At 73.0% G+C, this 14,624-nt stretch carries 15 protein-coding genes; 11 read left to right on the forward strand and 4 right to left on the reverse strand.

Annotation, left to right across the window (positions count from 1 at the left end):
• The 4 genes from ACFXGA_RS15905 to ACFXGA_RS15920 all read left to right on the forward strand — a co-directional run.
• The coding region (locus ACFXGA_RS15905) for a glycosyltransferase (protein ID WP_378088378.1) at window positions 1-2,145 on the forward strand (2,145 nt) is incomplete at its 5' end.
• A complete protein-coding gene (locus ACFXGA_RS15910; RefSeq protein WP_378088380.1) occupies window positions 2,138-3,223 on the forward strand; it encodes a glycosyltransferase family 4 protein in 1,086 nt (361 codons plus the stop codon). The genes ACFXGA_RS15905 and ACFXGA_RS15910, both read left to right, overlap by 8 nt.
• 78 nt (window positions 3,224-3,301) lie before the next feature.
• A complete protein-coding gene (locus tag ACFXGA_RS15915; RefSeq protein ID WP_378088382.1) occupies window positions 3,302-3,652 on the forward strand; it encodes an SdpI family protein in 351 nt (116 codons plus the stop codon).
• Between the two features lie 292 nt (window positions 3,653-3,944).
• Window positions 3,945-4,385, forward strand: a complete 441-nt coding sequence (locus ACFXGA_RS15920; RefSeq protein ID WP_378088384.1) for an Imm1 family immunity protein — start codon at window positions 3,945-3,947, stop codon at window positions 4,383-4,385.
• Here ACFXGA_RS15920 and ACFXGA_RS15925 read toward each other — a convergent pair.
• Genes ACFXGA_RS15925 through rfbB form a run of 3 tightly spaced genes read right to left on the reverse strand, consistent with a single transcriptional unit; the run spans window position 4,382 to window position 7,028 of the window.
• Window positions 4,382-5,134, reverse strand: coding sequence for a hypothetical protein (locus tag ACFXGA_RS15925; RefSeq protein ID WP_378088386.1), 753 nt, complete (start codon window positions 5,132-5,134; stop codon window positions 4,382-4,384). The genes ACFXGA_RS15920 and ACFXGA_RS15925 overlap by 4 nt on opposite strands.
• Window positions 5,135-5,142: 8 nt before the next feature.
• Complete coding sequence (rfbD, locus tag ACFXGA_RS15930) at window positions 5,143-6,036, reverse strand: dTDP-4-dehydrorhamnose reductase (RefSeq protein WP_378088388.1); 894 nt, start codon at window positions 6,034-6,036, stop codon at window positions 5,143-5,145.
• The gene (gene rfbB, locus ACFXGA_RS15935) at window positions 6,036-7,028 is read right to left on the reverse strand and encodes a dTDP-glucose 4,6-dehydratase (RefSeq protein ID WP_378088390.1); all 993 of its coding nucleotides are present in this window, start codon (window positions 7,026-7,028) and stop codon (window positions 6,036-6,038) included. The genes rfbD and rfbB overlap by 1 nt, the downstream gene beginning before the upstream one ends.
• A 220-nt stretch (window positions 7,029-7,248) precedes the next feature.
• Here rfbB and ACFXGA_RS15940 point away from each other — a divergent pair, with 220 nt between their 5' ends.
• The 3 genes from ACFXGA_RS15940 to ACFXGA_RS15950 all read left to right on the forward strand — a co-directional run bounded on the left by ACFXGA_RS15940 (window position 7,249) and on the right by ACFXGA_RS15950 (window position 10,910).
• Window positions 7,249-8,730, forward strand: coding sequence for an LCP family protein (locus tag ACFXGA_RS15940; RefSeq protein WP_378088392.1), 1,482 nt, complete (start codon window positions 7,249-7,251; stop codon window positions 8,728-8,730).
• An 86-nt stretch (window positions 8,731-8,816) separates the two neighbouring features.
• The gene (locus ACFXGA_RS15945; RefSeq protein WP_378088394.1) at window positions 8,817-9,989 is read left to right on the forward strand and encodes an LCP family protein; all 1,173 of its coding nucleotides are present in this window, start codon (window positions 8,817-8,819) and stop codon (window positions 9,987-9,989) included.
• Window positions 9,990-10,214: 225 nt separating this feature from the next.
• Window positions 10,215-10,910, forward strand: coding sequence for a TIGR03089 family protein (locus tag ACFXGA_RS15950; protein WP_378088396.1), 696 nt, complete (start codon window positions 10,215-10,217; stop codon window positions 10,908-10,910).
• Window positions 10,911-10,919: 9 nt separating this feature from the next.
• On the opposite strand, the gene ACFXGA_RS15955 is transcribed toward ACFXGA_RS15950, so the two are convergent.
• Window positions 10,920-11,327 carry a DoxX family protein gene (locus tag ACFXGA_RS15955; protein ID WP_378088398.1) on the reverse strand — a complete coding sequence of 136 codons (408 nt, stop codon included), beginning with the start codon at window positions 11,325-11,327 and terminating at the stop codon, window positions 10,920-10,922.
• 143 nt (window positions 11,328-11,470) lie between these two features.
• Here ACFXGA_RS15955 and ACFXGA_RS15960 point away from each other — a divergent pair, with 143 nt between their 5' ends.
• The 4 genes from ACFXGA_RS15960 (at window position 11,471) to ACFXGA_RS15975 (ending at window position 13,865) form a co-directional block, all read left to right on the forward strand.
• Window positions 11,471-11,809, forward strand: a complete 339-nt coding sequence (locus ACFXGA_RS15960) for an ArsR/SmtB family transcription factor (RefSeq protein WP_378088400.1) — start codon at window positions 11,471-11,473, stop codon at window positions 11,807-11,809.
• Complete coding sequence (locus tag ACFXGA_RS15965) at window positions 11,799-12,278, forward strand: SRPBCC family protein (RefSeq protein WP_378088402.1); 480 nt, start codon at window positions 11,799-11,801, stop codon at window positions 12,276-12,278. The genes ACFXGA_RS15960 and ACFXGA_RS15965 overlap by 11 nt, the downstream gene beginning before the upstream one ends.
• A 112-nt stretch (window positions 12,279-12,390) precedes the next feature.
• Complete coding sequence (locus ACFXGA_RS15970) at window positions 12,391-13,497, forward strand: VanZ family protein (protein ID WP_378088404.1); 1,107 nt, start codon at window positions 12,391-12,393, stop codon at window positions 13,495-13,497.
• Complete coding sequence (locus ACFXGA_RS15975) at window positions 13,494-13,865, forward strand: hypothetical protein (protein WP_378088406.1); 372 nt, start codon at window positions 13,494-13,496, stop codon at window positions 13,863-13,865. Before ACFXGA_RS15970 ends, ACFXGA_RS15975 begins: the two co-directional genes overlap by 4 nt.
• The last annotated feature ends 759 nt before the right edge of the window (window positions 13,866-14,624 follow it).

The raw sequence follows: 14,624 nt of genomic DNA on the forward strand, positions 1-14,624 counted from the left end.
ACCGTCGGCGCGGTCGCGAGCAAGGTGCTGGACTGGGACGGCCGCGCGATCGACTTCGTCGACGGCGGCCTCACCTGGTTCGGCATGGGCTACAATCGGCACGCGGGCGAGCCGGACGACGGCTCCCACGACGCGCCGCGCGACGTGCTGTTCGGCACCGGCTCGGCGCTCGTGGCGCGGACCTCGGTGTTCCGCGAGCTGGGCGGGTTCGACGAGCGCTTCTTCATGTTCTACGAGGACGTCGACCTCGGCTGGCGGATGAACCTGCGCGGCTGGCGCGTCCGGTACGTGCCGACCTCGCTGACCTACCACCGGCACCACGCGTCGATGTCCACCGTGGACACCAGTCGCGAGCTGTACCTGTTGGAGCGCAACGCCCTCGCCGCGCTCTACAAGAACTTCTCCGACGAGACCCTGGCCAAGGTGCTGCCCGCGGCCCTGGCCCTGGTCGTCCGCCGCGCCACCGCCCGCGGCGAGCTGGACGCCACCCAGCTGGAGATCACCCGCCGCCCGGCCGACCCCGCCGACGACCGCGCCCCCGTGCCCGTGCCGCGGCAGGCGCTGGCCGGGTTCCTCGCCGTCGACCGGTTCGTGGAGCTGCTGCCGTCGCTGGCCGAGTCGCGCCGGGCCGAGCAGGCCGCGCGCCGGGTGACCGACGCCGACCTGGTGCCGCTGATGCGCAAGGCCCTGGAGCCCGCCTACCCGCTGCCCCGCTACCTGGCCGCGCACGACGTGCTGGTCGAGGTGTTCGGGCTGGAGGAGGTGTTCGGCCGGCCGCGCCGGGTGCTGGTCGTCACCGGCGACGCGATCTCCGACCGGATGGCGGGTCCCGCGATCCGGGCGTGGCACATGGCCGACGTGCTGTCCGGCGAGCACGACGTCCGGCTGGTCACGACCAACGCCCGGTGCGAGCCGCCCGACGCGTCGTTCCCGGTGGGCCGCGCCGCGCCGCGCGAGCTGGTCGAGCACGCGAAGTGGGCCGACGTCATCGTGCTCCAGGGGCACGTGCTGGAGAACCTGGGCTTCCTCAAGGAGCCCGGCAACACCAAGATCGTCGTCTGCGACATCTACGACCCCATGCACCTGGAGCTGCTGGAGCAGGGCAAGGACTCCACCGACGAGCAGCGCGAGCTGGACCTCGTCGGCGTCACCCGGATCATCGACAACCAGCTCCGGCGCGGCGACTTCTTCCTGTGCGCCTCCGAGCGGCAGCGGCACTTCTGGCTCGGCCACCTCACCGCGATCGGCCGCCTCACGCCGTCGCTGTACGACAACGACCCGACCGTGCGCTCGCTGCTGGCCGAAGCGCCGTTCGGGCTGCCGGGCAAGCCGCCGCAGCGCACCGGGCCGGGGCTGCGCTCGACGCTGGGCATCGACGAGTCGGACCGGGTCGTGCTGTGGGCGGGCGGCGTCTACAGCTGGTTCGACCCGCTGACCCTGCTGCACGCGGTGGACCGGCTGCGGTCGCGGCGGTCGGACGTGCGGCTGGTGTTCCTGGGCATGAAGCACCCGAACCCCGAGGTGCCGGACATGGACATCGCCGGGCGGACCCGCGCGCTGGCCGAGCGGCTGGACCTCGTCGGCGAGCACGTGTTCTTCAACGAGACCTGGGTGCCCTACCACGACCGGCAGAACTGGCTGCTCGACGCGGACGCGGGCGTGACCACGCACTACGAGCACGTGGAGACGACCTTCGCGTTCCGGACCAGGGTGCTGGACTACCTGTGGGCCGGGCTGCCGATCGTGACCACCGACGGCGACTCGTTCGCCGACCTCGTGCGACGCGAGGGGCTGGGCGTCGTGGTGCCGTCGGAGGACCCGGACGCGCTCGCCGACGCGTTGGAGAAGGTGCTGTACGACTCGGAGTTCGCGGCCGGGTGCGTAGCGCGCATCGACGCCGTGCGGGAGCGGTTCACCTGGGAGAACGTGCTCGCGCCGCTCACCGCGTTCTGCCGCAACCCGCGCCCGGCGGCCGACCGCCTGCCCGGCGCGTCGTCCCTGGTGCCGAACCGGCCGCTCGGGCGGCGGGAGAAGGTGCTGCGGGACGTGCGGCTGGTCCAGGAGTACCTCAACGCCGGCGGTGCGGGCGAGGTGGCCCGGCGGGCGACCGGCCGGGTGCTGAAGAAGTTGCGCGGCCGTGGCTAGGCCGTTGCGGGTGCTGATCGACGGCACCCCCCTGCTCGGGCAGCGGACCGGCATCGGCCGGTACACCGCGGCGCTGGCCGAGGAGCTGGCGTCGATGCTGGACGAGGTGGACGTGCGCGCGGTGGCGTTCACGTTGCGCGGCTGGCGCGCGCTGCGGACCGTGCTGCCGCACGACGTGGTGGCCCGCGGGCTGCCGGTGTCGGCGCGGCTGCTGCGGCAGTTCTGGTTGCGCGTGCCGTTCCCGCCGGTGGAGTTCCTGGCCGGGATCACCGACGTCATGCACGCGACCAACTTCGTCCTGCCGCCCGCGCTGCGCGCCGGTGGCGTGACCACCATCCACGACCTGGCGTTCCTGGACGCGCCCGGCGACCTGCCGCCATCCGACCGGCGGCTGCCCGAGCTGGTGCGGCAGTCGGCCACGCGGGCGGACGTCGTGTGCACGCCGACGCGCGCCGTGGCCGAGGTGGTGGTGGAACGGCTCGGCGTGCCGGAGTCGAAGATCGTCGTGACGCCGCTGGGCGTGGACCCGGCCTGGTTCGCCGCCCGCCCGCCGTCGCCGGCCCTGCGCGCCCGGTTGGGCCTGCCCTCGGAGTACCTGCTGTTCGTCGGCGCGGGCGGGCCGCGCAAGGGCCTGGGCACGTTGCTGACCGCCCACGCCGCGCGCCCCTCCCTGCCGCCGCTGGTGCTGGCGGGGCCGCACACGGCCGGCTCGGACGACCGCGTGCTGCGGACCGGGTACCTCAACGACGTGGACCTGCGCAGCGTGGTGGCGGGTGCGGCGGCGTTGGTGATGCCGTCGCGCGACGAGGGGTTCGGGCTGCCGGTGCTGGAGGCGCTGGCGTGCAACGTGCCCGTGGTGTGCACCGACGTGCCCGCGTTGCGCGAGGTCGCCGGCGGCTACGCGACGCACGTGCCGGTCGGTGACGTGGAGGCGTTGGCCTCGGCCATGGCCCAGGCCGTGGAAACCCCGCCCACGCCCGCCGACCAGGTGGCGCGGCGGACGCACGCGGCCGGGTTCACGTGGCGGCGGACCGCGGAGGCGACGCTGTCGGCCTACCGGCGCGCCGCGCGGCGGTGACGGGAACCGAGGCGGACCGGGCGACGCCCCGCGGGCACTCGCCGTGGCACATGGTCCGGTGATCCGGACAATGGGGAGGTGGAACTCCTCGTGTCGCTCGCGCTCGGGTTCGGCGGCCTGGTCGTCGCCGTCACCGGTTACCTCGGCCTCACCGAACGATTGCCCCGCAACCGGTTCGCCGGGCTGCGCACGCCGTCCACGATGCGCAGCGAGACGGCGTTCCGGGTCGCCAACAAGGCGGCGGGCGCGCCGACGGTCGTCGGCGGGGTCATCGGCGTCCTCGGCGCGGCCGTGGCGTGGTTCATGCCGGGCGACGGCGCCCTGCTCGCCACCGTCGTCGTCACGTCGGTCGGCATGGTGCCGCCGATGATCGTCGGTGTGCTGCGGGGCACGAGCGCCGCGCGGGCGGTGGCGGACCGGGAGCGCTGATCCGCCGCCGGCGGTCAGGAGTGCCCGGGTTGCCGGTCGGACCGGACGGGCTTGAGGACGCTCCACGAGATCTGCCGTGATCCCGTCACGGCACAGACGCGACGCAAGAACCGCTGCCGCTCGCCTTCGAGGCGGGTGGCGGCAGCTTCAGGGGATCGCCCGATCGCGGACATGGCGGAAAGGTTCTCGCACGGTGCGATCGCAAAACCAGTGCGATAAACCGACTCCACCCCAACGGCCCAACCACCCCCTCGGGTGGTCACGCACCGCGTCCACTGCGATGATGCCGGCCATGAGCTTCACGGCTGTGTGGCCGACCACCGACGCGCGCGGCGTCGAGGCCGCCGACGAGATGACCGTCGACGCGCCGGAGGACGTGGACGCCCTCCTGCGCCGGCTCGCCGAGCCCGGCGCGGGCCCCGCCGTGATCGAGCACCAGGACCGCGAGCTGATCACCGACACCGAGGGCCTGCTGGGCGCGCCGGGGGCCACCAGGATCCCCGACCACGACGTCGCCGCCGCCGTCCACCAGGGGTACGGCTACCTGACCCACGCCGACCCGGACCACGACTACTCGACCCTGGCGGGCGACCCGGACTCCCCCGGGTACCGCTCCGAGTACGTCGACTACCCGGCCGGCGCCGGCGTCCCGGTGGCAGTCCTCGCGGCCGCGCTGAAGGAGTTCCTGGCCACCGGCGAACGCCCCGGCAACGTCACCTGGCAGCCCGCCTAGCGCGTCGGCACGGCGTGCGACACCCAGACGTTCGGCTCCACGTACACGGCTACGTTCTGTGACGCCGCCACGTGCACGGGGGCCAGCGCGCCGGGCACGACCACCGGCCCGTCGCGGTCGAACGGCAGCCCGGTCCACGCGCGCCACCGGGCCAACGTCGCCTGCACGGTGGACGAGCACCACGCGATGCCCTCGACCCGGCCGCCGGCCCGCACGTGGGTGCGCAGCCACCGGTCGGCGGGCAGGCCGTCCGCCCGGGTGCGCGCCGCGTACACGTCCATCGGCGTCCCCGGCTCGGCCGCCTTGTCCGGCGGCCGCAGCGGCACCAGCAACGACGTCAACCCGGCCGCCGCCACGGCGGACCGCATCGCGGCCAGCACCTCGCCCGACAGCCCCCGCCCGTGGCACTCGGGGTGCACCGCGATTTCCAACGCGCACGCGGTGTCGGGCTCGGAGCCGTCCATGGCGTCCTCGGCCGCCCACACCGCGACCTCGTCCCACCCGCCGTCGGGGAACCGGGGCCGCGCGTCGCGGGCCGCCGTGAAGCCGACCATGATCCCGCGCGCGACGGGCCGCTCGCCGTCCAGCAGCGCCACCACGAGGTGCGGCCACCGCTCGGCGACCCGGCGTCCCCGCACGAGCAGGGACGCCAGGTCGCCCCGCATGAACCGCGGCGAGTCGGCCGGGTAGGGGATCGCGTACACCGCCTCGGCCAGGTCCGGCCGCGACGCGAGGGTGACCGCGCGCACCGCCCCGCTCAGGGCACGGCTCCCGCGGCGACCGCCGCCCGCAACGCCTCCCGCCAGTGCCGCAGCGGCGTCAGCCCGGCGTCCGCCCACGCCCGGCCGGACAGCACCGAGTACGCCGGGCGCGGCGCGGGGCGCGGGAAGTCGGCCGTGCCGCACGGGCGCACCCGTTCGGGGTCCAGGCCCAGCTCCGCGAAGATCGCGCGGGCGAAACCGCACCACGTGGTCTCGCCGCCGCCGGTCGCGTGCAGCACCCGCGGCGGCGTGCCGCCCGAGGCCACCGCGGCCGCCAGCTCCACCAGGCCGTGCGCCAGGTCGAGCGACCACGTCGGCGAGCCGACCTGGTCGTCCACAACGGACAGCGTGTCGTTGGCGGCCGCCAGGCGCGCCATGGTCTTCACGAAGTTGCCGCCGTGCTCGCCGTAGACCCACGCCGTGCGGACCACCCACGCGCGGGCGGCGGTGGACAGCACGCGTTCCTCGCCGGCGAGCTTGGTCCGCCCGTAGACCGACCGCGGGCCGGTCGGGTCGGTCGGCTCGTACGGCCGGTCGCCGTCGCCGGGGAAGACGTAGTCGGTCGACACGTGCAGCAGCGGCACGTCGTGCTCGTGGCAGCTCGCCGCCAGGTGGCCCGGCCCGACCGCGTTGACCTCGAACGCCCGGTCGGCGTCGGTCTCCGCGGCGTCCACCGCCGTGTACGCGGCCGCGTTCACGACCACCGGCCGCAGCCCCGCGTCACGCGCGCTCGCCGCGAACGCGGCCACCGCGTCCGCCACCACCGCCGCGTCGGTCAGGTCCAGCTCCGCCGACGACGGCGCGTGCACCAGCCCGTCACCGGGCGTCGCCGCCACCACGTCCTGCCCGAGCTGGCCGCGGCCGCCGGGCACCAGGAGTGCGAGGGCCATCAGCCGGCCAGGGCCGCGCGCTGCTTGAGCGGCTCCCACCAGGCCCGGTTGTCCCGGTACCACCGGACGGTGGCGGCCAGGCCCTCGTCGAAGTCGACGCGCGGCGCGTACCCCAGCTCGGTGCTGATCTTGGTGATGTCCACCGAGTAGCGGCGGTCGTGCCCCTTGCGGTCCGTGACGGGTTCCACGGACGACTCCCAGTCACGCCCGGTGGCCGCGAGCAGGCGCTCGGTCAGCTCCCGGTTGGTCAGCTCGGTGCCGCCGCCGATGTTGTAGATCTCCCCGCCGCGACCGCCCTCCAGCACGAGCTGGATGCCCCGGCAGTGGTCGTCCACGTGCAGCCAGTCGCGGACGTTGAGCCCGTCGCCGTACAGCGGCACCTTCTTCCCGTCCACCAGGTTGGTGACGAACAGCGGTATGACCTTCTCCGGGAACTGGTACGGACCGTAGTTGTTCGAGCACCGGGTGATGGACACCGGCAACCCGTGCGTGCGGAAGAACGACCGCGCCAGCAGGTCCGAGGACGCCTTGGACGCCGAGTACGGCGAGTTCGGCTCCAGGACGTGGTCCTCGGTCCACGAGCCCTCGTCGATCGAGCCGTACACCTCGTCGGTGGACACGTGCACGAACTTGGCCACCCCGGCCTCCAGCGCGCCCTGGAGGAGCACCTGGGTGCCCAGCACGTTGGTCAGCACGAAGTCGGCCGACCCGGAGATCGAACGGTCCACATGCGACTCGGCGGCGAAGTGCACCACCACGTCCACCCGGCGCATCACGTCGGCGACCAGCTCGCGGTCGCAGATGTCGCCCCGGACGAAGGTCAGCCGGGGGTCGTCCGCCACCGGCGCGAGGTTCGCCTCGTTGCCGGCGTAGGTGAGCTTGTCCAGCACCACCACCTCGGCGTCGGCGTAGGCCGGGTACGCGCCGCCCACCAGCTCCCGCACGTAGTGCGAGCCGATGAACCCGGCTCCTCCCGTTACCAGTACCCGCATGCTCAGCGCCCTCCCTGACGGTGTTGCCCACGGCAGTCTGTCACGAGGCCCGTCTGTGCAACCCACCTCGTTGTTACAGCGTCTCCCGTATAAGAGGAGTGTCGGCGCGGTCGGCCGCCTGACGGCTAATCTCGACCAGGGGCGCCTGAGCACACGGGGGAGGCAGGCAGTGGACTCCAGTCCGCCCGGAACAGCCGGTGGATCGGCTGTTCTGCGTGCAGTGGCGCTCACGGCGCGTTCACTGCTGGCGCTGCTGTCGGCGGCTGTGCTCGTCGTCACGTGGTACGGCTGGTACTACCTCAGCGACATCGACGAGGACATCACCACCACCGACGTGATCCCGTCCTCGGTCACCCAGGACGCCAACGGGGTGGCGCGCAAGCCGCTGGACGGCGCGATCGACATCCTGCTGGTGGGCGTCGACAGCCGCACCGACGCGCAGGGCAACCCGCTGTCCGACGAGGTGCTGGCGCTGCTCAACGGCGGTGTGGCGGACGGCACCATGAACACCGACACGATGATCCTGGTGCACATCCCCCAGGACGGCACGCGCGCGGTGGCCATCTCGTTCCCGCGCGACGCGTACGTGGAGATCGCGGACGGGTTCGGCAAGCACAAGCTCAACTCGGCGCTGGCCCGGCAGAAGAACGAGACCGCGCAGCGGCTGCGCGAGCAGGGCGTGACCGACGAGGCGCGCATCGAGCTGGAGTCGACGCTCGCGGGCCGGCGGACGCTGCGCAAGACCATCGAGCAGCTCACCGGCGGCGCGATCGTGGTCGACCGGTACGCCGAGGTCAACCTGGCCAGCTTCTACGAGGTCACGAAGGCCCTCGGCGGCGTGGAGGTGTGCCTGAACCAGGCCACCCGCGACCGCGACTCGGGCGCGGACTTCCCGGCCGGCCGGCAGACGATCGAGGGCGCGAAGGCGCTGTCGTTCGTGCGGCAGCGCAACGGGCTGCCCGGCGGCGACCTGGACCGGATCGTGCGGCAGCAGGTGTTCATCGGCGCGCTGGCCCGCAAGGTGCTGTCCACCGGCACGCTGACCGACTTCCAGCGGCTGGAGGAGCTGGTGACGGCGGTCAAGAAGTCGGTCGTGCTGAGCGAGGGGTGGAACATCACCACGTTCGCCGAGCAGATGCGCGGCCTGGTAGGCGGCAACATCCAGTTCCGCACCATCCCGGTGGGCGAACCGACGGACACGTGGACCGACGGCAACGTGCTGCCGGTCGACCCGGCGCGGGTGCGCGAGTTCATCAAGGGCCTGGCGACCGACGAGGACCCGTCGAAGGCCCCGGTCACGACCACCACCCCGGCCGGGCCGCCGAACTCGCAGATCACCGTCAACGTCTACAACGCGGCCGGGGTGAACCGGCTGGCCGCCACCGTGCTCGACACGTTGGCCGCGAAGGGGTTCGCGCGGGGCTCCGCCGCCTCGGCGGCGTACGCCGACACGACGACCGTGCGGCACGCGCCGGGCGAGCGGGCGAGCGCCGAAAAGGTGATCCACGCCCTGGGCGGTAACGCCGAGGCCGTCGAGGACGACTCCGTGCCCGGGGGGCAGGTTCTGGTGTTCGCCGGCGCCGACTACGCGCCGCCGGACCAGTCGGACCCGGCGTCCGCGGACGTCACCGGGACGCGGATCACGCCCACCACCAGCTCCACCCCGCCGATCACGGCCGACGGCGTGGTTTGCGTGAACTGAAACACCCACCTCCTGGTGAACCCGGGCGTCCGACCGGCCGAAGGTGGTTAGCCTGGACGGACACCCACCAGTAGGAGGAATCGCCGGTGAAGGCTGCGGTGATCGCGGGACGCGCTCTCGTCGCGCTGCTGTCCGCGGCCGTCCTGGCGGCGGCCGGGTACGGCTGGTCGACGCTGAAGCGCGTGCAGGAGAGCGTGAACACGACCGACGTGCTGACCGTGCTGTCGGACGTGCCGAACGCGCCGCCCGCCAACGACGGCGCGACCGACATCCTGCTCGTGGGCAGCGACAGCCGCACGGACGCCCAGGGCGTGGCGCTGCCGGAGCACGTGCTGCGGCAGTTGCGCACCGAGGCGACGGACACGGTCAACACGGACACGATCATCGTGATGCGGGTGCCGCACGACGGGAGCAAGGCGCACGCCGTCTCGATCCCGCGGGACACCTACGTGCCGATCCCGGACATCGGCGAGGAGAAGATCAACTCCGCGTACGGGGTGACGAAGTACCGCACGATGGAGCGGCTGGCCGCGGAGGGCGTGGCCGACCTGGCCGAGCGGTCGAAGCTGGGCGACCAGGCGGGCCGGCGGGCGTTGGTGCAGGTGGTGCAGGACCTGACCGGCGTGCGGGTGGACCACTACGCGGAGATCAACCTGTACGGGTTCTACCTGCTCACCGAGGTGATCGGCGGGGTGGACGTGTGCCTGAGGCAGGCCACGTCGGACCCGGACTCGGGCGCGGACTTCCGCGCGGGGGTGCAGTCGATCTCGGGCGGTGACGCGTTGGCGTTCGTGCGGCAGCGCAAGGGCATCCCGGGCGGCGACCTCGGGCGGATCACGCGGCAGCAGGTGTTCATGTCGGCGGCGATGTCGAAGCTGCTGTCGGCGGGGACGCTCGCCGACCCGTCGCGGATGTCCGGGCTGCTGGACGCGGTGAGCAAGTCGATCGTGGTGGACGAGAAGCTGGACCTGGCGACGTTCGCGAACCAGGCGCGCGGGCTGGCGGGCGGCAACGTCGAGTTCGCGACCATCCCGGTGACCGGCGTGGGCGCGCGCAACGAGCGCGGCCAGAGCATCGTCACCGTGGACCCGGCCGAGGTGAAGGCCTTCGTCACCCGCCTCCTGGGCGACAAAACCCCCACTCCCTCTCCCACCCCCACCTCCACCTCCCCCAATCGCCTAACCTCCCCCCACCTCCTCACCCTGGACGGCCCCCGCCACCGCGCCGCCGCCCAACCAACCCCACCCTGCATCGACTAACCAACCGCGCGTGTCCTACATCCAGAACGCGCGTGTCCTACGTTCGGAACGCGCGTGTCCTACGTTCGCGTACCCCGAGTTGAACGCTCAGGACGTCGGGCCGTGTTCCGAACGTTCAACTCGGCTGTTCCGGACGTAGGACACGCGCGACGCGAACGTAGGACACGCGCGGTTGTGAGGGGTGGGGGCGGCGAGGTGGGGTGGGAGCGTGGCAAGGTTGGCGGCATGACCGTCACGGATGCGCTGTTCGCGCCGCTGTTCGCGGCGAACCCCGGCCGGCCCCTCATCACGCACTACGACGACGCGGCGGGCACCCGGGTCGAGCTGTCGCGGGCCACCGTCCGGAACTGGGCGGCCAAGACGGCGAACTGGCTGCGTGACGAGCACGACGTCGAGCCGGGCGACCCGGTCGCCGTGCTGCTGCCCGCGCACTGGCAGACGGCCGGCGTGCTGCTGGGCGCGTGGTGGTGCGGCGCGGCGGTGACCAACGACCCGGCGGGCGCGAAGGTGGCGGTCGTGGCGCCCGGCGGCGAGGCCCCCGGAGCCGTCGTCACGGCCGTCGCGTCGCTGCACCCCATGGGCCTGGGCAGCGGCGCGCCCGTGGACTACAACGACGACGTGCGCGTGTTCGGCGACGACTTCGCGCCCTGGGAGCCGGTCCCCGGCGACACCCCGGCCCTGCTGCGGTCCACAGTGGACGAGGTGGTCGAGGAGGCGCACCAGCGGGCCGCCACGCTGGGCATCACGACCGCGTCGCGCGTGCTGTCCACTGTGGAGTGGACGCTGCCGGACGGGCTCCTGAACGGCTTCCTGGCCGTGCTGGCGGGCGGCGGTTCGCTGGTCCAGTGCAGCAACGCCGCACCGGACCTGCTGGCCGCGCGCCGCGCCGGCGAGCAGACGACCCTGGACCTGGTCGGCTGACGCGAGCCGTCACCCGGGCTGTTCGACCCTGCGCCGGGCGACCAGCCGCGCCACGGACAGCGACCCGCCGTTGAACCCGACCGCGAGCGCCGCCGCGCCGAGCACCAGCACCAGCTCGTAGCCGCCCTGGCCCAGCAGGCCGTTCGGCAGGTGCACGAGGAGCAGCGCGCCGAGCATGTCCACGGCCAGCAGCACGCCGACCACCGGCGTCGCCACGCCGAGGACGAGCAGCGCGCCGCCGGCGAGTTCGACGACCGCGGCGAACCAGGCGGACACCGTCGGCAGCGGCACGCCCATGCCCGCGAAGGCGGTGGCCGTGTTGCCGAGCCCCCACTCGGCCACCTTCTGCCACCCGTGGGCGATGAAGACCACCCCCACGCCGAGGCGGCCGATGAGCGCTGCCACGTCCTTGAGCATTGCGTTCCCCTTCGTGTGGACGACCCGTCGTCCCCGAAGTTATATGAAGTTTCAACGACTTCCCGTCGCACGACGACCGTTGACAGCGACTCGACAGGCGCGTAGAAAACCAGTCAGTTAGATAACCGATCGGTTAGGTACACATGGCGGACGACCCCCTGAGCACGACCTTCGCGGCGCTGGCCGACCCGACGCGGCGGGCCATCCTGGCCCGGCTGGCCGACGGCGCGGCGACCGTGAAGGAACTCTCCGAGCCGTTCGCGATGAGCGGCCCGGCGGTCTCCAAGCACCTGCGGGTGCTGGAGCGGGCGGGGCTCATCACCCGTGGCCGGGACGCGCAGTGGCGGCCGTGCGCGCTCGACGCGACGCCGCTGCGCGAGGTGGCCGAGTGGGCCGACGGCTTCCGCCGGTTCTGGGACGACAGCCACCGCCGCCTGGACGCCTACCTGGAGACCATGAAGGAGCAGGACCGTGACGACTGACACGACCACGCGGTGGACCACGCCGTCCGCCGTCGAGGTGGCCCTCACCAGGACGTTCGACGCGCCGCAACGGCTGGTGTTCGAGGCGTTCACCAAGCCCGAGCACGTCGCGCGCTGGATGCTCGGCCCGGACGGCTGGACCATGCCGGTGTGCGAGATCGACCTGCGGCCGGGCGGGCGCTGGCACATGGTGTGGCGGCGGGAGGACGGCGGCGAGATGGCGATGTCCGGCGAGTACCGCGAGGTCACGCCCTGGTCGAGGACCGTGCAGACCGAGTCGTGGGGACCGGGGTGGCCGGCCACGGTCAACACCACCGAGTTCATCGCCGACGGCGACCGCACGACCGTCGTGCAGACGATGCGGTACCCGTCCCAGGCCGACCGCGACCGCGCGCTGGGGACCGGGATGAAGGACGGGGCCGACGTCAGCTACGAGCGGCTGGCCGCGTACCTCGCGACGGCGGGCTGAGCGCCGGGCGTCCGTTCGGCGGCAACGCGCGCGGATCGGGTTTGGTCGCCGCGCGGCGGGGTTATGGAGCGGGTTGACCTTCGTCGCGGGACCGTGAACCGGATCGGTGGACATGCTGAGTTCGTACCTGGAGTCCGTGCGGACGGGCTTCGCGGCGTTCGTGGGCGTCGGCGTGCTGGTCCTGCTGCCGCTGGTGGTCCTGCACTATTACCGGTTCGGGCGGGTGGAACCGCGGCGGGCGGTGGTCCTGTACGGGCTGCTGGCGTACGGGCTGGTCGCGTCGGCGTTGATCTTCCTGCCGTTCCCGACGGCGCTGGTGTGCGACGGCGAGGACATGCTGTCCACCACGCCGTTCCGGTGGGTGACGGACATGCGCAACAACCTGACGGCCAACGGCCGGTCCGGGGTCGGGGCCGTGGTCACGTCGACCGTGTTCCTCCAGCAGGCGTTCAACGTCGCCCTGTTCGTGCCGCTGGGCGTGGTGCTGCGCAAGGCGTACGGCCGCGGGCCGCTCGCCGTGATCGCGATCGGGCTCGGCGTCTCGCTGGCCGTCGAGGTGGTGCAGTACACGGGGAACCTGGGCGCGTACCCGTGCCCGTACCGCACCGCCGACGTGGACGACCTGATCTCCAACACCGCCGGCGCGCTGGTGGGCTGGATGGTCGCGCCGGTGGCGCTGGTCGTGCCGACCGTGCCGCACCCAGACGCGTCGGCCGCCCCGCCGGGCACGGTGACCCTGCCGCGCCGGCTGCTCGCCCTCCTGGCGGACGTCGTCCTGCTGATCGCGGTCGCGCACCTGGTCTTCGACGACAACCCCTGGTGGGTCGTGGCACTGGCCGTCGTGATGCGCGTGCTCCTGCCGTCCGTGACCGACGGCCGGACCCCCGGCGGGTGGCTGCTGCGGTACCACCTGCGCCGTGCCGACGGCGCCCGCGCCACCCCGCCGCGGATCGCGCTGCGGGAGCTGCTGGGCCTCACGGGCCTGATCGCGTACACCGCCCTGGCCCCGTCCGCGTGGTGGTTCGCCCTGGACCTGGGCGTCCTGGCGTTCTTCGCGCTGGGGGCCTTCGTGGTCCCGGCCTTCCGCCGCGACCAACGCGGGTGGCCGGACCTGGTCGCCGGCACCCGCGCCGTCCCCGCGACACCGCCCGGTGGCCACCCGACCGGCCGCGGCGTCCCAGTGATCCGGGCAACCCCACCGCCGGGAGGAACGCAGTGAGGATCATCCGCTCATCCGTCGCGCTGGCCGCCGTCGCCGCGCTGGCCGCCTGCTCGCCGACCCCGACCACCCCGGGCCCGACCATCGCCGTCACCCCCGCGACGGAACCCGCCGCGCCGACCGAACCACCGGCCACCGCCGCCGGGACGTGCACGGTCCCCGACGTCGTCGGCATGGTCCACCAGGCCGCCCAGGACACCCTGCAGGCCGCCGGGTTCTTCAAGCTGCGCGAGGAGGACGCCACCGGCCAGGGCCGACTGCTGGTGGTCGACCGGAACTGGACCACCACCGCGCAGAGCGTGCCCGCGGGTCAGGTCGTGGACTGCGACACCGAGATCCTGCTGTCGGCGAAGAAGACGGGCGAGTAGCCGTCCCGGCGGGCGGCCCGGCGCACACCGGGCCGCCCCCAACCTCAGCCGTTGAGCAGGGCGCGCGACATGACCACGCGCTGGATCTGGTTCGTGCCCTCGTAGATTTGCGTGATCTCTCATCTGGGCACATGCGACCAGGCGCTTTGACGGGAACCGGCCTGCGACCTGGGCTTACATCCCTCGATAGTTCTCAGCGGTTCTCGCCATCGCCCGACGTCTGACGGCCTGTAGACGGCCTGAGCTTGGGCGCTCCACACCCTGGGCATCACCTCGACACGAAGCCGATCCTGCGGTCAATGGTGCCGGGTCAAGACACGCTCCCCCGTCTTGACGCGGTGCCGCTGGCTGTGGCCGATCATGGCGTGTCGGGGTGGTGCCCTCGGTCGTCTTGGGCTTGGTGCTCGTAGCCGCGTGGCCTATCCGATGGCAAGGCGGCGAAGCCGTCGCGGCAGCCGATCGCCGTGCCCAGCTCGCACTAGCTGCGTGACCGCGCGATCGTCCCGAGCCCTGTCGCCGGAAGTCGGCTCATGGGTCCGGTCATCGCCTGGCGGCGCGCGCCGCTGTCCCGGCCGCGTGCACCGACTCCGCGCGCGGCCGACGGGCGAAGGAAGCGGGAGCCCGGCGTGCCGCGATGCGGGGAGTCGGTGCAAACGTGAGCCGGGACCGGCCGCGGGCGCCCGCGCGCGGCGCCCCGCGATTCCACACTCAGAACTATGGGGCAATAACCACACTAGACTGTCTGGTTGTATAAAAAAC

Origin of the sequence: Actinosynnema sp. NPDC059335, assembly GCF_042752395.1 — a bacterium.
Taxonomy (GTDB): Bacteria; Actinomycetota; Actinomycetes; order Mycobacteriales; family Pseudonocardiaceae; genus Actinosynnema.